Origin of the sequence: Methylocystis sp. (assembly GCF_051062815.1) — a bacterium.
Classification (GTDB): domain Bacteria; phylum Pseudomonadota; class Alphaproteobacteria; order Rhizobiales; family Beijerinckiaceae; genus Methylocystis.
The window spans coordinates 22,728-42,337 of sequence record NZ_JBPFDU010000040.1 but is presented as its reverse complement, the minus strand read 5'-3'; the positions used below and the strand labels follow the sequence as shown (position 1 = coordinate 42,337).

Sequence of the window (19,610 nt, the reverse complement as noted above, 5' to 3'; positions counted from 1 at the left end):
ACGGATCCGCCCTACAATGTCGAGATCGACGGCAATGTCACCGGGCTCGGACGCCACAGCCACCGGGAATTCGCCATGGCCTCGGGCGAGATGTCCCGCGAGGCTTTCACCGAGTTCCTGACCATAACCCTCTCCAACGCGGCTTCAGTATGCAAGGACGGGGCGATCGCGTTCGCCTGCATGGACTGGCGGCACATCCGTGAAATGACGGAGGCAGGCGAAGCCGCCTTCACCGAATTAAAAAACCTCTGCGTCTGGAACAAGACCAATGGCGGCATGGGCAGCTTCTATCGTTCCAAGCACGAACTGATCTTCGTCTTCAAAGTTGGGACCGCTCCCCATACGAACAACTTCGGGCTCGGCGAGACGGGACGCTATCGCACGAATGTGTGGGACTACCCTGGCGTGAGCAGTCTTGGATCGGATCGTTCCGAGGCTTTGTCGATGCACCCGACGGTCAAGCCGGTGGCGCTCGTGGCCGACGCCATCAAGGATTGCTCTCGGCGCGGGGACATCGTCCTGGACATCTTCGGGGGCTCCGGCTCGACCCTGATTGCGGCGGAGACATGCGGACGAGAGGCGAAGCTTATCGAATTTGACCCTCTCTATTGCGACGTCATCGTCTCCCGCTGGGAGAGACTGACGGGCAAGTCCGCCGTCCACGCCGAAACGACCCGACGCTTCGAAGACATTGCAGCCGAGCGATTGCCTACCGTACGGTCGGCAGGAATGGCGCGCATGGCGTCTCGAACGAGGCGAGATCGGCCGGGCCGGAAGCGTAGAGCGCTCGTCGACTGAGACCGATCGCATCCCGACGTCCCCCAAATGATAATCCTCTCCTTGCCGGAGAATGATGACTTATGACAAAGCGTCGCGCCGACAAATCTTCGACAACCGAAGATCCCTCTGAGCAGTCGGATCGCTTGTTTTCCGACGAAATGGTGGATCGTTTGAAGAGCGCGCTCGTTTTTGGCGAGCCGATGCCAACCTTGCCAAAATCAACGCGTTTCCAAAGAGGGCAATCAGGCAATCCAAAAGGAAGGCCGAAGAAAACGTCAAGCTCTCCGTTTCATCCCCGGATTGAGCCGCTTCCCATACAGGAATTGATTTTGGAAGAGGCCGAGCGCGGCGTCACCATCCGTGAGGGCGATAGCGTCTCCGTCATTCCAGCGAAACAGGCTCTTATTCGCGCGTTGCAGAATGCGGCCCTAAAAGGCAACCCTCACGCGCAGAGAACCTGGCTCCTTCTGCATGAGAGGATCGAACGAGAGAAGGCGATCGAGATCAAGGCTGAGAATGAATTTTGGGAAACCTATCAGCAGCAATGTCGGGAAGAAATCAAGGAAGCTGACTCAAAGGGCGAGGCGCCACCGATACATCTTCCACACCCAGACGACATCATCATCCGATATGGGAAGCCGCCTCTCTTCAAAGGACCCATATGTGAGACGGAACTCACGGATATGGAAGAACGCATCAAACTGATGGACGCCTTCATTATGCAAATTGCCGTCAACGAGCGATGCGCTTTGCCAGGAAATACAGAGGCGGGACTCCGATGCGCCGAAGCTGCGACAATATTCGTGGCGGTCCTGAACTGGACGCTGCCAAAGCGGCTCCAACTGAGCGACGCCGACTTTATAACGAGGCTTATGTATGTTCAGAATATCCCGAAGCGCACACTCCTTAAATCGACCCGCGCAGCATGGAGCGCCGCCGGGCTTCTTGTCCCGCGCGGCAAAATATTCCCCAGGCTCGAAATCGCTCGGGCGATCGTCGAAGGGTTCAAGGGCGCCAATGAGGCTGAAGAAAGTTGAAGAGATTTCGTCTGTCTGGGATTCGAGTAGTGTTGCAAGGTCGGGCCGCACTCGCGCATCTTATTGAACGTAAGCGGCGCCACAGTGCGACGAATTTTTTCAGAGAGCGGCGACATTCTTTTGGCGCTCTCCGAGGGCAAAATCTTTTCTTAGTCGCAAGATTCGTCGTCGAGCAGAATTTCGTATTCAACGGTACTCCGTAGCCGGCGCTTCCTGTCCAAGGGAACGACGCACGCCTTGGCCTCATCGAAGTAGAACACCGTCCAGCCGGGTAATTCGGCCTTGACGGCGCGAGCAATGGCGAGACCTTCGGCGGAAAAATCCGTCCAGTCGCTTTCTCGGTAGGGCCGTTCTTCTTCGACTGCATCCTCGATCGCCTCGTAGTGCGCCTGCCAGCGGCGAAGGCGCTCGACGAGCGCGGGTGAGATCGGCAATTCCTCGACCCCACAGGAATTTCCCTCGATGTCCCACACCCCATCGCAAGAATAGTCGGCCATAACGCGAACCCAGCGATGGCGGTTAAGCAGGTCTTCGTCGATGTCGCTCATATGCGTCTCTAGTCTTCTCCTCAGACCTGTCGGCCTTATACCGTTCTAGACAGTCCTGCTTTAGCGTACAACGCACAGGAATCCATAGATTGGTTCATCCCCGCGTGTGCGGGGAAAGCATGTAGGAGGTGAGATCAAACGTTCCCTGTCAATTCCGACGTCGTGTTTTGATTCGCGCTCTCGCGATGGGAGCAACAAATGGCCGGCGCCCTTCAGTGATCCAGGAGCAATGTTGTGTTAGCGGCGGCGTTTGGACCAGCGGCACCGCGCCCGGCGCAGCTGGTCGGGTAGCGCGGCCGGGCGAGGGGAACAGAACTCTAGAGGCTGAAGGCTTGTACCCCAATGAGGAATGCGGCCTGATCTCGTTGTAGTGACACTGCCAGCTTTCGGCGACGATTTCCGCCTCCTTCAGAGAGGGGGAGCAATTCTGTTCCCTAACCTACATTGTCCGCAATATCTGATTGAAGGCGGTGCGACCGAGAGCGGACATTGCTGATGCGCTCTGACAAGGGAACCTAGTGAACCATCTCGGACCTTCATGGTCGGCTTGTTACATAACGCAACCTATGCTCTGAATCACGCGTCACGGCCGCCCCGGGACATCCTTTGCTTCCCGTAAACAACTGTGCGGGAGACAGGTATCAGCCGAAACGCCATCAGGAAAATGCTCTTATACGAGCTTCCGCTGCCTTACGGCCCTAGCAGGCTGTTGAAAAAGTCTCCGGCCGCTTCGATCACGATGGGATTCATTTTTCTTGGTCGACGAGGGATGAATCATGCGAGGCGAAGATCGGCGGACAGGATCGCTATTCAGCTATGTCGATCTTGAAGCGCGGGTTGGAAAGGATCATCCGCAGCGAGCGATCCGGCTGCTTTGAACGAGGCTTTGGCGGCGCTGGCGGGCGAGTTCTCGGCGCTCTATGCGCCGATTGGCCGCCCGTCGATCCCGGCGGAGAAGCTGCTGCGGGCAATGCTACTGCAAGCGTTCTATTCGATCCGCTCGGAGCGCCCGTTGATGGAGCGGCTGGAGTTCGACCTTCTGTTTCGCTGGTTCGTGGGACTTGGGATTGACGATGCGGTCTGGAACCATTCCGTGTTCTCCAAGAACCGCGACCGACTGCTCGAAGGCGAGATCGCCGCGAAGTTCCTGACCGCGGTGCTGGCGCAGCCGCACGTGAAACGGCTTTTGAGCGCGGCGAATTTTTCGGTTGACGGCACGTTGATCGAGGCCTGGGCTTCGATGAAGAGCTTCAAGCCGAAGGATGGAGCAGATGGGCCGCCGACCGAAGGTGGCGGTCGCAACCAAGAGGCGGATTTTCACGGCGAGAAGCGCGCGACCGATCCCGAAGCGCGGCTCTATCGCAAAGGCCCCGGCAAGGAGGCGAAGCTCTGCTTTATCGGTCACGCGCTGATGGAGAACCGGCACGGTCTGTTCTTCGACGCATGCCTGACGCCGGCGGATGGACACGCCGAACGCACCGCGGCGCTTCATATGATCGAGCCACGGGCGGATCGACCAAGAGCGATCACACTGGGCGCCGACAAGGCCTATGACGCCGAAGATTTCGTCAATGAACTGCGCGCCATGAAAGTGGCGCCGCATGTGGCGCAAAACACCAGCGGTCGCGCCTCGGCGATCGACGGCCGCACGCCGCGACATGCGGGCTACGCGATCAGCCAGTGCATTCGCAAAAAGATTGAAGAGGCTTCGGCTGGATCAAGACCATCGCCGGACAGGAAAAGACCAGCTTCAGAGGCAGGGACCGTGTCGGATGGGCTTTCACCTTCGCGGCGGCCGCCTACAATCTGGTGCGGTTGCCGAGGCTGATGGCGACGCCGACAAGAGCGCCCCTGCCTCCTGCAAACTGCTCGGTCGCTGGCGGATCGTCGGGGCCGATCTTTGGGATCGAGACTATCTCGATCTTTGTGGCCCCGCCGCGATCGTCATCGGCGCCCGAGGGGCACGGCGAAATCGCCTTCGGCGCCATGCAGGCGACGCTCGACGTCGAATTCGGCCGGTCCTCCGTCGCCTTCGCGTGGACCGGTTTCGACGAGGGCGACGAAATTCCGGAGAAAGATCCGCCGAACTTCTCGATGACGGCTTCATTGAGGTCGACTTCGAGCATCACAACGGCGACGATGCCGTCCTCAAAGCGAAGCGAGAGCCTTTTTCAACAGCCTGCTACGCGTAACCGAACGCACTTGGATTTTGACAGGCAGGGGCTCCCGGGGAGTCCTGATCGTGCGCGAGCGATCCTTGCGAAGATCGATTCCTCCTCTGTGTTTATTGGCGACGTGATTTCTGTCGGCGAGATCACTTGCGCGGACTAAAGTAATATGGCAGAATTGTGGCGTTTTCTCGTTTGTAAAGTTGTCTTGAGGCATCCATGAGACGCCTTCTTCTCGGCCGCTCTTGGCACGGGCATTTCAATCCGGAAGCGCACTTTGCCCCTTGGACGAACCCTTGGCTGCGGACTGGGTGGCGATCCCTCTTACTGCATCCGACGGCGAGGCCAAGGCGGAAACCCTTGCAGTCGAGTGTTGTTCTCGAGGCAGCATTGACGGTGAGATACCCAACTTCCGGCGAAAACGTTGCCGTGATGGGTGCAAACTTGAATAAATTTGCAATTGCCAATTCGAACTATGGAGGCTCGAATGCCTAATCTGGCAAAATATTTAATGCTTCTTTCGTATATTTTTGCGTGCCCCCCGACGCTGATCGCCGCGGAAAAGACTGATAAGCTAACGGCAAGCGACTTTCAACGAATTCTCGCTGACCCCGCTCAGGAGGCGCTCCTTCAGGATTTTCTCCGGAAAGCGCCGAAATACGAATTAAAGGACGCAGAAACTACCCGGACATTCTACGTCGCGGAAGGCGACCTGCTTCTCACCGAGCCACAAATGCGAGCCTACATTTATCGGCACGCATACGGCTCAGCGCCTGTGAGAGGCGGTTCCGGGGAGCTTCTCGTATTGATCGACCGTGGCAAGCCTGTTTTTTGGAAGAAGGACGAACGTCACCTGACTTATGCGGTCGACCGTCGTTCGTTCGCATCCGCCGACCAATATGCGCTTGTATCAAAGAATATGGTGCTCGCTACAAAGGATTGGGAAGCGGCCTGCGCCGATTGTGGCCTCTCCTTTACGTATCGAAAGGAGTTTGACGTGAACCCGGATTCAAACGCGGTGACTTTTATCGTCAGATTTGCGGCTGATGCCAACGATTTCATCGCGGCGGCGTTCTTCCCTAACGACCCGCCGTTCAAGCGCAACGTTCTTATCGGCCCTCAGTATTTCACCACGACTTTCGACAAAGTCGGGGTGTTGCGGCACGAAACCGGCCACATAATCGGCTATCGGCATGAACAAAATGTCGGCGTTCCTGGGTGCATTGTAGAGGATGACCAATGGAAGCCGCTGACTGCCTACGATCCGCATTCGGTGATGCATTACTTATGCGGCGGCGGTGGCTCGATGGATTTCAAGATCACCAAGATCGATCGCGAAGGCCATCAGAAGCTTTATCATTAGGGATAAATATATGCGCGGAAAACTAAACTTCGCACTCGCGCTTTGCGCCATCGTTCTGACCTTCAGGGGCTCCTCGGCTCTTGGAGGTGAAGACTCAGGACCGAAACGCGATGCGCCCGGCGTCATAATAACGTTCGAAGGCGGGGTCGCCGGCGAAAATCTCACCGGTGCCCTTGAAGACATCAACGACATCGAGGGCGTCATCAAAACAGAACCCTATGTTGTGCGCACTGGCGACAGCATATGTTCCATCATGGCCTCTACAAATTTTCCTCCGCCATGTGCGAGCATCACAAAATTTGTTGATCGGCTTAATCCGCAGGTGAGGCTTCTTGCTCGCGGCCTCAAAGAGGGCGAAACGCTTCTCCTCCCAAGATTGGAAATCGAAACCTATCGAGCCGTCGACAATTTTGCATTGCAGGACAAGCGCCAAGAGAAACAGCTTTTAGACTGGCGTTCGCGATCGTATCGCAATCTTGGCGCTGAGGTCGTCGAACGCTCGCTTGGTCGCAAGTCTCTCGTCTATGACGCTTATAGTGTCTATATTCCGACAAAGGACGACACCACCGCGCAAATGATCTTCGACAAGTTGGCGCCCAAAGTTTCACGAAACATGTTCGTGGATGTTCTCCGATCAGCAGCCGCGCCTACCAAACTTCATTCGCTGTCCGAACATTCTGCTGAACAAATAAAGACGGCATGCGTTTCGAAGGGATTTAATGGAGACGTATATCGGTACGATGAACTTGTCGACGCTGATCGCGAAGCTATGAAGGTCGTCAAAGGTAGCTTGCCGGCGGCTTTGGCGCCAGTCCGCGTCGTGCTCATCGATACACCCATTTCTCCAGCGCCCAACTTGTATCAGGCCTACGAAAAATCCAGCGCCCCGGGCTCCTCTGCGTGGAAATGTCAATGGGCGGATTTCAATCGCGGCGTGCATCACGCAACTCATCTCGCGGGAATCATTGCAAGCAGGAAAGAGCTAGGCTTCGCCGGCCTTGCGGCAAATGCGAAGATCGAGTCGTTTGAGTGGGTTCGGCTTGGCAGTGGCGGTGCGAACCTCGAACCATCCAGCGCCGACCGCGTCTCTAAACTCAATAAGAGATTTATGAATTGCGAAGATTGTGCGTTAAATCCTCTTCGGGTGTTTCTTTCAGCGGTCGACTTTGATCCCTTCGATCCCAACAGATCGGCTTCAGCGCTTCTTTCGCATTCTGAAAAGCTGAAGTGCCCCGTGGGAATTGCGATCACTAAGAGACGGCCGCTGCTGATTGTCGCCGCCGGCCAAGAGGACAACTTGATTGCGAAAGAATCAAATATGTCGCCGCAGGCCTATGGCGACTCCGGCAATGTGATTGTCGTCACGGCTTGTGAGGACTGCTCTCGTGACGGCGCCAAGATTATGGCGGGCGCAAATGCGTCACTACGCGGGGCTTACATGGTTCACGTTGCTGCTCCAGGCGGGCAACCTATACCCGGATGGGTTTCTGACCGAGACTTGAGCGCCGCAAGCGGCACATCGCAGGCCTCGGGATATGTCGCCGGAGTTGTCGCCGCCATGATTGGAGCGTTTCCGACAATCTATACAAGCCCTGAGTTCATCAAGACTCGCATTCAGGCGACGGCCCGGCCCTTCGCACCGCAAAATAACAATGTTTCCCCGGAATCGGACAAGCTGACGTCGGGTGTCGTCGATCCTTTTCTTGCGCTGCTCGATCCAACGAAGCACTGGTATAAAGACTCCACGGGATGGCATGAGGCGGCGCGGTGGCCAGGTGGCCGTTTATTTTTGACGTCGCACGACTCTCGAAAAGAGCTCTCACTCAAAAGTTCAGCGATCCTCCGCGTCTATCGCGCGCCGGACATTAAAGACGGTTTAAGACACTGGACAATTTATGACGATTTGGCCGAAAGTGGCGAAACAGTGGAGCCGGGCACCGTGCGCCGCAACGAGTTGGTAACCCTTGAAACTACCGCGTCGATAATAGCGTGCGATGGAACTCCGATCGCGCTTACTGAAGTAGAGGACTTCATTCCCGCCCTCTCCAAGGCTGGCCTGGCAAGCGCTTCATGCCAGTCTCCTCGGTAGGAACCGTCAATGCGCCATCTAATTCTTTTTTTTCTTTTCGCGTTTTCGTCGCGCGTTCTCGCCGAAGAGTATTGCGCAAAGCAAGAGGCTGTAACTTCGTTTGGCGAGTGGATTTCGCCTGGACCAACTTTGACAGCGGCAGGCGGACATTGGTCTACTCCGATCACTCCGGCACCTCTCGGATTTCATGCCGCGTCCCTGCGGCTGGCTTTGCGTGTTGTATCGGCGGGCGATGCGCGCAACTGGCATATTGTCGTCCGAGATGCTTCCATGCGTCCGATCGCTACGTTGGGGCCAAAGGATTTCTTAGATAGCGACGGCGCGATGTCTCGCACGCGATGGACTGGTCGCCTGCAAGTTGAGACGGCGAGGGTAGATCTGCTGGCGCCTCCGTCGAGCAAAGTCAAAATCGAGGTTACCGAAATTGTTGCTTTTCCGGCGGAGAGTTCTGAGGTCCACCTTTTCTCAGTTGTGCGTAAGAAGCCGAGCTGGAGGCCGCTTTACGCAGCTGAACGGGAGGCTGTGGCGAAACGCGCAGGCGATGTCCTCGGCATGCTAACTGCTGGCTCAGAAGACCCTGATGGCGGTCCACGACTCTCCTGGTGCTGTTCCGGCGTGATGTTGGCCCCCGATCTTCTCCTCACCAACTGGCATTGTGGCGGCCACCCTAAACTGGGCAACGCTGCGCTTTACTGGAATGACGGCGTCTGCGACAGCATGCTTGTCGATCTCAGTTGGGATTGGGACCCAGTTGGACCGAGCAGCGGTCGCACTGGGGCGAGTCGTCAATTCAGTTGTCTATCGATCGAAGTCAAGGATCGACGCCTAGATTATGCGCTGATCCGTTTAGGGCCGGTTGTTGGCGCGGGCGGTTCTATTGGAGAGCCTGTGTCAGCGCCGACTGAGAGAAGCGCGCCTGCAAAAGACACGCCCGTCTTTTTGCTGCATCACGCAAAATGTAGCCCGAAGCTCATCAGCCAAAACTGCTCAGTGCGGTCTCCAAACTACAGGGCTTGGTGGTCGCCGAACGCGGCGGTGGATGCTGGGTCACCAGACCTTACCCATGATTGTGACAGCGAACCCGGCGCGTCAGGGGCTCCACTATTCAATTGGAATGGTCGGCTGATTGGGCTCCATCATGTTGGTTTCGATCGAGACGAGAATTGTGAAGCGATTGATCATGTCAACAAGGCGGTCCAAATCGGGGAAATTCTAAAACATATCGAAGCGGTCCGCCCCGACATCGGAAAAGAAATATTACGAGAGTAGCGACATGCGCTCCAGACACGACAAGAAAGGGATGAAGATGACGCCGAGGTTTTTTGCGGCTGCATTTATTGTGCTGCTGAGCGGGGGGCGTGCAGACGCTGAATTTATCGGCACGCTTGCATTTAAACCAAAGGGATGCGAGAGCGCAGGTAAGTGCAAAATTGTTGCAGACTTCAAATATATTGATCCGAACAAGATCGGATGGCTAACCAAGGCAGGCGACATTACAGACGGCGCTTCGATTCCATCCTGGGCGCAACCTTTTATCGGCAGGCCGTTCGAGAAGGCATTTCTCAGCGCTGCCGTCATTCACGACCATTACTGCGATCGCCACGTGCGTCCATGGCGTCAAACGCATTTGGTCTTCTATAATGCTTTGCTCGAAAGCGGCGTGAGCTCCGCGTTCGCCAAGCTGATGTATTTCGCCGTCTATCTCGGTGGACCGAAATGGGTGGAGCTCATCCCCGGTAACAGTTGTGGGCCCGGCTGCGAATGGATGCGGGCGGTAGCCCTCACTTCTGAACTACCCTGGTCGCTGACTTCGACCGCCAATATCATAAGCGAAAAAGCTCCGAAAAATCTCCTTGTAAGCGCGGCTGAATATGACAATCCGCGGTTCAAGGTCGAGCTCACGGAGGTCGAGAGGATGCTGAAGGAGCGAGGCGACACAGTCGATCTTAAAACGCTCGAGGAGAGAGCAAAAAAAATAAAGCCAAACGATTTCTATTACACACACAATGACGCGGTGAGTACGACCGATGTTAGTGAGGCACCCAAAAAGTGAGATGGCGCGACCTTCACAAACGTCACCTTGCCCCGTTGAAATGCACCAGTTTTGAACTGGACTCCGTTAAGAGGAGTTGAAGAAGAACTGCTTTACGGAAGAGTAGATCATCAGGATTTTTAGGCAGTATCCGACTGGGATCACGGCCGAGGGGAGATTGGCCTTCCAGTATGACGTGGAGGGGCGCTGTCGCGAGCGTTGCAGACCGGGGCGCCCGCGCAGGGCGTAACCTACGCTTATGACGCGCTGAACCGCCTCGCCTTGCGGACCATGACGAGCGGCGCAACCACGACGACGCTCTGCATCCACGATCTCGATGACCACATCATCGCCGAGATCAACATTGCGGGCGTGACGCCGGGGGAAATGTGTGGGTCAACGATCTACCCGTCGCCGTCATCGGCAGCGGCGCGCCCACGGCGAGGTCCCACAGGCGATCGGTAAGCGGCTGCGTCTTCAAATTAACGGGTTTCTTCAGGCTTCCCGGCGCGAGGGTTTTTCTTCGAGGCGGGTTTTGCATTCCGGCGTTTCCGAAGCGACGCCTGCGGTGCTAAATATTTCGGGATGGCGTCTCGGGCGAAGTGTTTCTTGCCTGTGCTCAACGTCGGGATTTTGCGATGCAGCCGCACGAAGCGAATAGCTTTCAACAGGAGTATCGCTACGCCTTCGCGTCCCATGTGGTCGAAGGCATGACGCCAGCGCTCGCGCTCGCGGCGACCGACCGGGTGTCACAGGGAAAGCTTTTTTTCTCGGGCACGCTCTCCCGGCCCGATCTCGCCGCGGCGCTCCTTCTCGCGACCTCGGAGGTCGCGCTGCAACGCTACTTTACGCCAAAAGGCGACATCGTCCGCAGATTGCGCGGCGCTGACCCGGTTGTTTCGGCGGGCGGCGGCAGGCTGCGGTTCGAGGCCTTTTCGAGATGCTGCGGTGTTTATGCGCGCGCCGATTTCCTTCCCGGGATGCTGGCCCCCGAAGTCTTCGTCAAGGGGGTGACCAATGTCAACTTCAACCCCGACACCCGGGCCGCGTTGGCGACGGTGCGCGCCGGCGCAGCGATGGCCCTGCGGGTCTCGTCCGATGCGGTCGAGATTTCGTCCACCCGCGAGACGGTGGTCGAACGCAAGGTGTTGCTGCCGCTGCGATGGTTGAGAGGCTTCGCCGAAGTGCAGGCGCTGGCGACGCGGCTCGAAATGGCGATGACGCTCGATGGACCGCAGGCGCGTCGCTTTCTGTCGTCCCTGCCGAATGCGGTCGGCGCCAGGGACCATGTGTGGCTGTCGCCGGCGCCGGGCGGTCCGCGTCTTTCCCAGCGCGCCGGCGACGGGGCGGTCGCTTCCGCCGGGCTTGGCCGGCTGTCGGCGATGAAGCCGTTGGCGCGCTTTGCGCGCGGCCTGCGGATCTATGCCGGCGCGTTCGGAACCAGCGCTTTCGAGCTCGATTTCGACGTCGCGCGTTTCCTGATCGTGCTGAGCGCCACGCCTTCGCGAGGCTTTTCCGGCGAGGGACAGCTTCTTGCCGCTCTCGCCAGTGGCAGCGAGGCGGCCATGGACAGGATCGCCAAGGCGCTTTCTGATGAGGATGACGTCTCTCTCGACGCTCTGGCGCAACACGCGCGCCTGCCGGCGACGGACGTCGTGACGACCTTGTCCCTGTTCGCAGCGCAAGGCGTCGCCGGGTACGACCCGCGCGAACGCCGCTTCTTTCACCGCGAGCTGCCCTTTGATCGCAGCTCGATCGAGTCGCTGCATCCGCGGCTGCGCGATGCGCGGAGGTTGGTCGAGGCCGGCACCGTCTCGATCGACGTCTCCAGCGGACCGAACGTCACGGCGCGTGTTACGGGCGGCGATGTCGAACATCGCACGCGCCTCGATGGCGCCGAATTCCACTGCACCTGCGCCTGGCACTCCCGCACCGTCGGCGAGTCCGGCCCCTGCAAACATGTGCTGGCGACGCTTCTGGCGACGAAGCGGGATGTCGCGTGAGCGGGGAGCTGGAGAAGGAACTGGCGCAAGTTATGCGCTGGCGTCTCGGCGGCGTTTCCGACGGCGTCGTTCGGTTCCTTCGCGGACGTTCCGAAGCTGAGAGGCGCGCGCTCGCACCCTTCGTCGCTCGCTGTCACAGGGAAGCCTCGAGGCGAGACAGACGAGGCGGCGAACGGGAATATTCAGATTGGGACACATCGCTTGCCATGGTGGCGACGGCGCCCCTGTCCGAGTTGGAGAAGCTTCGCTCTCTCAGAGTGTGTCACTACGCCTGCCGAGTGCTGATGCACCGGAATCCTCCGTGGCTGGCGGAGGCTTTTGACCTGTTCCTTCGACGCGCGCATGAATGGAGCATCGCCGATATCGTTTACTGCATGGGCGAGCTCGTCGCATCCGGGCGAGTTCCCGAGCCGACAAACGAGCGTTACGCGATCGGCGTAGCCTATGTCTGCTGTGGATATCAGGACTATCTCGACGTCGGCGTTTATGCGCGAAGCCGCTATGACAAGAGCTGGCCGATCGTCGAGGAAATTCGCAGGAACATCGACAGCGTCGAGGCCGCCATCTGGCGGCAATTCGAGGTCGAAGGCGACGACGACGTCAGCCTGTCGATTTGTCAGACGCTGACTGAACGTGAACATGGCGGCTGAGCCGGCGCGCTCAAAGCCGCCGCGAACGAAGGGCTGCTCGATCGTCAGCGCCTGCTCGATGCGAGCCTCGAAGCGTTGGCGCGCGGCTTCGCGCCGCACCGCGCCCGCTGGCACTATCGGTTCCATGAACTGATGGAGCCGACGCCACTTGAACGCGTGGCGCGCGCAGGTCTTTATTTCGATCTGCTCGCCAGTCCTGTGGGGCCGATCGCCAGTTTCGCGATTGCGGCGCTGACGATTGTCGGAAAGAGGAGGCTGCTCGAGCCCGAGAGGGTCGTTGATCGTGTCGAGCCGGCGCTATTTTCGTCGACCGGCGCGACCGTCAAGAGCGGGATGCGTCTGCTCGCCAACGCTGTCGACATGCGCCCCGATATGGCCTCGCGCGCCCTCCGGCTTTTTGCCGTGGTTCTCGAGCACAAGTCGACCGAACTCCAGGAGACCGCCTTCGGCCATATCGAAAAGCTTGCGGGCGCTATCGATGACGAGGGCAGAGCGGCGATCGAGGAGCGCCTCCACATCATGTCGCCGGCGCTGAAGTTCCGCGCGGACGCGCTTCTTTCCCGGGGCCATGCGCCCGCGAGCACGGCGGCTCCTCGCGATTGCGGAGGCGGGTCGGCGCAGTTGCGCGCCCGCGCCGAAGCGCTCCCGCCCGACCTGCGCCGGCTTGCCGGCGTCGACGCGGCGATCACCGCGATGGAGTCTCACGCGTTCGACATTGCGGCGGCGCCGTTCAACGGCATGGACATCCCGCGGCTCGACCCGTCCGCCCGACATGTTCCGATCAATTGCTTCGAGGCCTTCATCGATGAGGCGCTCGTCGCCGTCGAGCATCCCGACGATATCGAGCGGGTCGAACGGGTTCTTGCCGCGGCCTTGCGGTTCTCAGCAAATCGTCCGGCCAATGCCGAACGGCTTCTGTCACCGCTGGGGAAGGCGCTGGCGCGACGGAGATCGAGTCTTTCCAACCGGCCCGAATGGGGAACGCCGCTGGGGGCCCTTCGGATCGTCCTCACCGCTTGTCTGGGCGAGGAGACGCACGGCTTCGTCCACAAGCAGGATCCTTCGCGGGCCATGTGGCTGCGCGCCCACGCCGCGGCGGAATTCATTCGCAAAGGGGAGAGCGCGACGCAGTTGTCCGAGCCGACGCATCGCGGCTTCTGGATCGACCCCGTCGCCGCGGTCGAGCGCAGCCTCGCCGCTCAGGTGCCGGGAGCGCCGCACGCGCTCGGGGTTGCGGACAAGACCCTCACGCTGCTGCGCCTTGCGCCGGACCGCCGCGAGGAGGCTCTGCGCGCCGCCGGCAAGATCGGGGACGAATGGGGCGTCGCGTTGCGCCACGCGCTCGGCGGCGCGGAGGAGGACGTGAGGATCGACGAGGCGCTTGCGAGCGCGGCGCGCGGCGCGCGGGTGAAATTGACCGACGGCGCGCGCGGCTCTTGCGCATCTCTGTCGGGCGTTCCGGGAGTGGGACAATTTGCGGATGTCGCGGCATCGGAGGCCCTCAGCCCTTGGGCCGAATCTCGGCCTGAAGGGCAATACCTCACATCGCGCGCTCTGGTGGACCCTGATCGCGTCTGGCCGCTCGAGGAATTCTCCGACGCCTTTCTCCTCGGCAATTGGGCGCGGGCGCTGTGGCCGCAACATCCAGACCTCGTGTTTGTCGCCGGGACCCGCGGGAAGTGCTTCGACAGCGAACCTGGCGTATGCGCGATCCCGGAGGGCGTCTCACTTCTTCTTGATTCCGACGTGCCCTCCAGTCCTGACGCCCTGCTGCTTCTCGCTCGGGCGCTTGGCGGGGCGCACAAGCCGACCGCACGCGCCGGCGTCGATGCGCTTATCGCGATGATCGAAGATGGCCGGCTCGACGGCGAGTCGCTCGGCGAGGTCATGCATCACTTCTTGGCGCTGACTCACATCGTCGCGAAGCGCTGGGCGCCGCATCTGCGCGACATCGCCGACTCGTCGACGGTCGCCGCCTTCGTCGTTCGTCGCGCCTTTGAGCGCGCGCTCGCTGCGCCTGCGCCGGAGCCGCCGGTCCGGGAGATCTTCTCATGGATCGACCTACTGCGGGAGCTCTGCGCCAGGACCGGCGTTCCGGTGAGCGATCCTCAAACACGGCGCGGCCTCGAACAACATGGGGGCAGCGGCAAAGCGGCCAAATCGGCCCGGGCGCTGTTGGCGTTCTCACCCGGGAAGGAGCCGCCGCTGCCGTTTCACGTGGCGCTCGAACATGCCTTGGAGCGCCGCATCGCGCGGGCAGAAAGATGGCTCGGTTGGCGTAGAGGGAGCATGTAGCGCCGTGGGGTTTGTTGCGGTACGAGCTTGGCTTGATATCAATTGTCACCAGCCTTCCCGGGAGGCCCCGAGTTTGGCGGTTGACGTCGATGCTAGGCCGTGTGGACGAATTTGCGATTGAAGATCGTTGGGGATTGAACGAAGCCGCTATCGCGGCGGGAGCGGCGAGTACGCGTGATTTGCCTCGTGTCTGAGAGGATTTGGGTGTCGCAACCCGCCCTCAGACAAGAGGTTTCCAGATGGCCGAGATCGGCCCTCTGCGTCGTCGCATGATTGAGGGCATGATGGTCCGCGATCTTTCGCCGGCGACCCAGCAATCCTACATCCACCGGTCGGCGAGCGTGCGGACGTATTGCCGCGTCCGGTCATCAAGGAAGTTGAGCCTCTCGTTGAGAGTGTCTGTCCCCCGAATCGGATCGGCAAAGGCAAGATTCAATTCCACGAAACCATCAAGGAAATCGAGCAGCGGCTCGGCGATCCAGCCGTACGCTCGCAGTCGTTCATCGTCTCCAACACGCCGTCCCACACAATGCGGATGCTGTGGAAGATGGAGAAGGACGAAATGCTAAAGCGGCACATCCTGTTTCAGGAGGAGGACAAGGACTCCTATGTGCGGAGCATGCTCAACAGCGTGGTCGTGCAGCCATGAACCGCGTCGCAGCTTGTTGCCGGGCAAGGGGCTGAACCCCGACGGGTTCGGAATGCCTAGGGTCTGGGCCGGGCACGACGAAGCCGGATGTGTTCCAGGATAACGCAGCGGTTGTATTTTCCATTCTCCCTAGCACAATGCGCTTAACCGAGGGATACGTATGCAAGGGCCGGCGGTAACTCATCTTTCTATTCGCGTGCCATGGCAGGACACGAAATGGGATGGGCGAGTCTGTGCCGACCCCGTCAATAATCAATCTTGCGTAGTGCTAAAGGCGATCGCCGAAAACCGGAACGATGCTGCGGAAGATGCATGCCGCGGCGAATGGATCAACGATCTTGAGGATGACCGCAAACCGCCCTGCATCAAGGAGCGCGCGACGTTTCTTTCGGACCGCGGAATAACGCTGAAGGTCCGGCTCAATTACGCGGACTGGAGCCCGGCGCATAAGCATATCGAACGCACACCGATGCCCGTGCCCGCCTGGGGCGCGACGCTAGTGCCGTTCCGGTGGCTGCTACGGGATAGCGCATATGAGATTGCCAAGAGCCTCGACCTCGACGTCAGTCAGGAGCGCGAGCCCACGGAGCCCGCGTTTCTCGCGCGTACGGATTGGATTCAGAACCACGACAACCAGAAGGCGCTTCTCGATGCATTCTCGGCACGCGCGGTCGAGGAGGAATCGCTCACCTTCTTCTATGCCAAACGCACGCCGCTCGCGGATGACGACCGCCGCGTCATTGTCGCGGTAGGCCTGCTGAAGCATAAAGGCAAGGTCGAGCAATACAAATACGCCAAGGATGCGCCCAAGGGCCATCTGCGCGCCATGATGTGGGAGCGACCGATCCAGCATTCGATCCGACCGGACCCTGCCAATCCGGGGCACTTCGTCGGCGGTATCGTGCTTCCCTATCACGCTATCCTCGAACGTGCCGCCGAAGACGACACGCTTGACCCCAGTGAGTTTCTGGCCTGCGCGCCCGATGAGTCCCGCGATCAGTTTTCCTACGCATCCGAGCATGTCACGCATGGCGCGGCCATTACCGCGTTGCTGGCGTGCAAGACTGCGCTGGAGCGCGCGTCGAAAAAGCTCACGGGTCCGTGGCCGCAACAAATCGCGTGGATCGACCAGCAGATAAACCGGCTCTGGAAACTGGGCGGTCCGTGCCCCGGTCTCGGCAGCGCCCTGTCAGCACTGGAAGACGGTTTCAACGGAACCCTATTCGCGCTTGCGCTCTCCGCCACGCTGTCAGAGACGGACGATCCATGGGTTGCAACTGACAAAGTATTTCGCGGCGCCACGGCTCCGGCAGGCGCGCCCAGGATCACCAAGATGCTTCGCAAGCGCTGGGAGTATCTTCACAAAGAGGAGCCTCGCCGCGGCGCGCTATTGCGCCTCCTGTCAAGGTTCGAGCTCGGCCGCGACCAGGCAGTACGCTGGTTCGAAGCAGAGAAGCTCACAGATGCGGTTCTTGAGAACCCTTATCTCCTTTACGAAAAGGACCGCACCTCGCGCGATCCCATCGGAATCTGGACAATCGATCGCGGCATCTTCCCCGATACCGAGGTCTTGAAGCGCTATCCCCTGCCCGTCGAATGCACGATTGATCCTGAGGAGCATGACGATCTGCGCCGTTTGCGTGCGATCGGTGTCCATCTTCTGGAGAAAGCAGCTTCCGAGAGTGGGCACACCTTGTTGGGTGTCGATAGCATTCAGGGTCTCGCCAAGGAGTTGCCTGCGACACGGCCTGTGCCACTTGATGCGACCGCCGCTAAGCTTTGCAGAGACGAATTCAGCGAGGAGATCGCGGTGATCGACGCGTCCGGCGTCGGGGGCCTTGCGCTGCAGCTCAAACGCTATGCCGATTATGGATCTATTATTCGGCGCGCCGTGGCCGATCGTATCGCGGGCAAAGTTGCGCCCGCAAAGGTCGACTGGGCGGAAAAGCTCGAAAATGCCTTCGGCCCGCTCAAAAAGGGCGACAAGGAAGAAGAAAAAGCGCGAAGCGAGAAAGCCTTCGCGCTCGATGTGTTGGCAAACAGCCACTTGTCAGTGCTGATCGGCCCGGCTGGAACGGGCAAGACTACGGTGCTTCGGCAACTTCTAGAACAGAAGAAAATCGTCGGCTCGGGCGTGGCGCTTCTTGCGCCGACCGGCAAGGCGCGCGTCCGGCTCGGCCAGCAGACCCGGCGTGCCGAAGACACCAAAACGCTTGCGCTGTTCTTGAAGGAATACAAGCGTTACGACGGATGGACCGGGCGCTACTTCCCAGACCCTGATGCCCCATCGGCGGGAGGCGTCACGACCTGCATCGTCGATGAAGCCTCGATGTTGACCGAGGATCAACTCTCCGCACTTGTCGACGCCTTGCCCGTCTCCGCTCGCCTGATCCTGGTGGGTGATCCGCGCCAGCTGCCGCCGATCGGTGCCGGTCGCCCATTCGTGGACCTCATTTCGTATCTCGAACGAGAGCATGCACGCAAGGGCGTGGCCGAACTTACCGTGAGACGGCGTCACGCCTCCGGTGATGCGACGGATGCAGCGCCGCGCGATCTGGCATGCGCCGATGTGCAGCTCGCGGATTTGTTTTCAGGCCGCGATCTTCCTCCGGGCGAAGACGAGGTGCTGGAAGGGATTTTGGCCGGTAATGCGGATGAGCGGCTGCGCTTCATCGGCTGGAAGACGCCATCGGACCTGCGCGGCGTCCTCGATGCAACCCTTGTCGACGAGCTCGGTCTAGACAAGGACGCGCAGCAAAAGAGCCTTGCGATTGCGCTCGGCGGCAATCCCAATGGTGATTATGTTTATTTCAAAGCCGGTGCCGGCATCACCAAATGCGAGCAGTGGCAAATCCTCACACCGCATCGCAACCTGTCGAGCGGCTCGATCGATCTTAACCGCCACATCAAGGAGACTTTTCGGAGCGACACGCTTCGGTTCGCCCGCAGCTCGAACGAGGGCCCGCCTTATTACATCAAATACCGCCTGATCCAACCGCGTGGAGCAGAGCAGATCACCTATGGAGACAAAGTCATCTGCGTCCGCAACCACAGCCGGCAGAGCTATGCCTACGCGGACAAGGAAGAGGGTGAGGGATATGTCGCCAACGGCGAGATCGGTATCGTCGTTGGCGATGCCTACAAGGCTAACAACAAGCCGAGCTGGACAAAGGTGCAGTTCGCGTCGCAGCCAGAATTAACCTACGGATTCAGGGGGCGCGATTTCACGGAAGAAGGCTCGCCGATCCTGGAGCTGGCTTACGCCGTTACAGTGCACAAGGCACAAGGCAGCGAATTTGGGAAGGTTTTTCTCGTCCTGCCCGCGCGTAGCCGCTTGCTTTCGCGGGAGATGCTTTACACGGCTCTGACTCGGCAAATGGACCGCGTAGTCATTCTTCATCAAGGCGACCTGGCCTATCTGCGCACGCTGCGGTCACCGTTCTTCTCTGAGGTCGCGCGCAGGGTCACGAATCTGTTCGCGCCGCCGACGATGATCGATGCAGGCCCTCCGGCCGGTGCGCCTGCAGGAACCGTTGGTCGGACCTTCCTCGAAGACAAGCTAATCCACCGCAGCGCGCGTGGCGACTTGGTCAGCTCGAAATCCGAGCTGGTGATCGCCGATTTGCTGTTCGAGGCCGAGAAGAAGCTCGGCATCCGCTATTTCTTCGAACGCGTGTTGATCGGCGAAAACGGCCGTAAGCGCTGGCCGGACTTTTCAATCGAGGATCGCAACGGCGAGACCTGGTATTGGGAACATTGCGGCATGCTCGACCAACCCGATTACGAGCGCCGCTGGAAGGGCAAGCTCGCCTTCTACGCTACGAATAAGATTGAGCGCTGGAGCAAAGCGACACCCGGTGGGCGGCTGATTGTGACAGAGGACGGGCCCAAGAAGGGCCTCGACAGCCTTGCGATCCGCGAGATGATTGACGCGCTGTGGGGACGACAATGAAATGGCATCCGGCGCGCCGGCGTTAGTAGACAAGAGATCGTCAC

Annotated in this window: 14 protein-coding genes and 2 pseudogenes; 13 read left to right on the top strand and 3 right to left on the bottom strand. The window is 59.5% G+C overall.

Going from position 1 to position 19,610, the window contains the following annotated elements; genetic code table 11:
- Positions 1-798: DNA-methyltransferase (locus ACR65W_RS06045; RefSeq protein WP_434502390.1), on the top strand; the 798-nt coding region annotated here is incomplete at its 5' end.
- A 62-nt stretch (positions 799-860) separates the two neighbouring features.
- The gene (locus tag ACR65W_RS06040; protein ID WP_434500674.1) at positions 861-1,817 is read left to right on the top strand and encodes a DUF5681 domain-containing protein; all 957 of its coding nucleotides are present in this window, start codon (positions 861-863) and stop codon (positions 1,815-1,817) included.
- Positions 1,818-1,966: 149 nt separating this feature from the next.
- Here the strand turns inward: ACR65W_RS06040 and ACR65W_RS06035 are convergent, their stop codons facing one another.
- Both ACR65W_RS06035 and ACR65W_RS06030 read right to left on the bottom strand, forming a co-directional pair.
- Entirely contained in the window at positions 1,967-2,365 is a 399-nt protein-coding gene (locus ACR65W_RS06035; protein WP_434500675.1) for a hypothetical protein, read from the bottom strand.
- 322 nt (positions 2,366-2,687) lie between these two features.
- Positions 2,688-2,780 (bottom strand): annotated as a pseudogene (locus ACR65W_RS06030) (integrase core domain-containing protein); the annotation flags it as partial.
- Between the two features lie 361 nt (positions 2,781-3,141).
- On the opposite strand from ACR65W_RS06030, the pseudogene ACR65W_RS06025 reads away from it, so the two are divergent.
- A pseudogene (locus tag ACR65W_RS06025) lies at positions 3,142-4,198 on the top strand (IS5 family transposase); the annotation flags it as partial.
- Here the strand turns inward: ACR65W_RS06025 and ACR65W_RS06020 are convergent.
- A complete protein-coding gene (locus tag ACR65W_RS06020) occupies positions 4,165-4,491 on the bottom strand; it encodes a hypothetical protein (protein WP_434500713.1) in 327 nt (108 codons plus the stop codon). The pseudogene ACR65W_RS06025 and the gene ACR65W_RS06020 sit on opposite strands and share 34 nt — an antisense overlap.
- A gap of 529 nt (positions 4,492-5,020) precedes the next feature.
- Between ACR65W_RS06020 and ACR65W_RS06015 the strand changes: the two genes are divergently transcribed.
- The 10 genes from ACR65W_RS06015 (at position 5,021) to ACR65W_RS05970 (ending at position 19,566) form a co-directional block, all read left to right on the top strand.
- Positions 5,021-5,896 carry a hypothetical protein gene (locus ACR65W_RS06015; RefSeq protein WP_434500676.1) on the top strand — a complete coding sequence of 292 codons (876 nt, stop codon included), beginning with the start codon at positions 5,021-5,023 and terminating at the stop codon, positions 5,894-5,896.
- Positions 5,897-5,906: 10 nt separating this feature from the next.
- Positions 5,907-7,985, top strand: coding sequence for a S8 family serine peptidase (locus ACR65W_RS06010; protein WP_434500677.1), 2,079 nt, complete (start codon positions 5,907-5,909; stop codon positions 7,983-7,985).
- A gap of 9 nt (positions 7,986-7,994) precedes the next feature.
- Positions 7,995-9,254 (top strand): trypsin-like serine peptidase, encoded by a 1,260-nt coding sequence (locus ACR65W_RS06005; RefSeq protein WP_434500678.1) that lies wholly within the window; start codon positions 7,995-7,997, stop codon positions 9,252-9,254.
- Positions 9,255-9,258: 4 nt separating this feature from the next.
- The gene (locus ACR65W_RS06000; protein WP_434500679.1) at positions 9,259-10,038 is read left to right on the top strand and encodes a DUF1353 domain-containing protein; all 780 of its coding nucleotides are present in this window, start codon (positions 9,259-9,261) and stop codon (positions 10,036-10,038) included.
- Between the two features lie 198 nt (positions 10,039-10,236).
- Complete coding sequence (locus ACR65W_RS05995) at positions 10,237-10,482, top strand: hypothetical protein (protein ID WP_434500680.1); 246 nt, start codon at positions 10,237-10,239, stop codon at positions 10,480-10,482.
- A 173-nt stretch (positions 10,483-10,655) separates the two neighbouring features.
- Positions 10,656-12,020, top strand: coding sequence for a hypothetical protein (locus ACR65W_RS05990; protein WP_434500681.1), 1,365 nt, complete (start codon positions 10,656-10,658; stop codon positions 12,018-12,020).
- A gap of 284 nt (positions 12,021-12,304) precedes the next feature.
- Entirely contained in the window at positions 12,305-12,670 is a 366-nt protein-coding gene (locus tag ACR65W_RS05985; RefSeq protein ID WP_434500682.1) for a hypothetical protein, read from the top strand.
- A gap of 75 nt (positions 12,671-12,745) precedes the next feature.
- A complete protein-coding gene (locus tag ACR65W_RS05980) occupies positions 12,746-14,965 on the top strand; it encodes a hypothetical protein (protein WP_434500683.1) in 2,220 nt (739 codons plus the stop codon).
- A gap of 352 nt (positions 14,966-15,317) precedes the next feature.
- Positions 15,318-15,614 (top strand): hypothetical protein, encoded by a 297-nt coding sequence (locus ACR65W_RS05975; protein WP_434500684.1) that lies wholly within the window; start codon positions 15,318-15,320, stop codon positions 15,612-15,614.
- A gap of 265 nt (positions 15,615-15,879) precedes the next feature.
- Complete coding sequence (locus tag ACR65W_RS05970; RefSeq protein ID WP_434500685.1) at positions 15,880-19,566, top strand: AAA family ATPase; 3,687 nt, start codon at positions 15,880-15,882, stop codon at positions 19,564-19,566.
- The last annotated feature ends 44 nt before the right edge of the window (positions 19,567-19,610 follow it).

Bases quoted from the DNA above. Each gene is read 5' to 3' on its own strand.
- ACR65W_RS06005 (WP_434500678.1), top strand. From the start codon at position 7,995: ATGCGCCATCTAATTCTTTTTTTTCTTTTCGCGTTTTCGTCGCGCGTT.
- ACR65W_RS05990 (WP_434500681.1), top strand. From the start codon at position 10,656: ATGCAGCCGCACGAAGCGAATAGCTTTCAACAGGAGTATCGCTACGCC.
- ACR65W_RS06000 (WP_434500679.1), top strand. From the start codon at position 9,259: ATGCGCTCCAGACACGACAAGAAAGGGATGAAGATGACGCCGAGGTTT.
- ACR65W_RS06035 (WP_434500675.1), bottom strand. From the start codon at position 2,365: ATGAGCGACATCGACGAAGACCTGCTTAACCGCCATCGCTGGGTTCGC.
- ACR65W_RS06010 (WP_434500677.1), top strand. From the start codon at position 5,907: ATGCGCGGAAAACTAAACTTCGCACTCGCGCTTTGCGCCATCGTTCTG.
- ACR65W_RS06020 (WP_434500713.1), bottom strand. From the start codon at position 4,491: ATGCTCGAAGTCGACCTCAATGAAGCCGTCATCGAGAAGTTCGGCGGA.
- ACR65W_RS06040 (WP_434500674.1), top strand. From the start codon at position 861: ATGACAAAGCGTCGCGCCGACAAATCTTCGACAACCGAAGATCCCTCT.
- ACR65W_RS05985 (WP_434500682.1), top strand. From the start codon at position 12,305: ATGCACCGGAATCCTCCGTGGCTGGCGGAGGCTTTTGACCTGTTCCTT.
- ACR65W_RS06015 (WP_434500676.1), top strand. From the start codon at position 5,021: ATGCCTAATCTGGCAAAATATTTAATGCTTCTTTCGTATATTTTTGCG.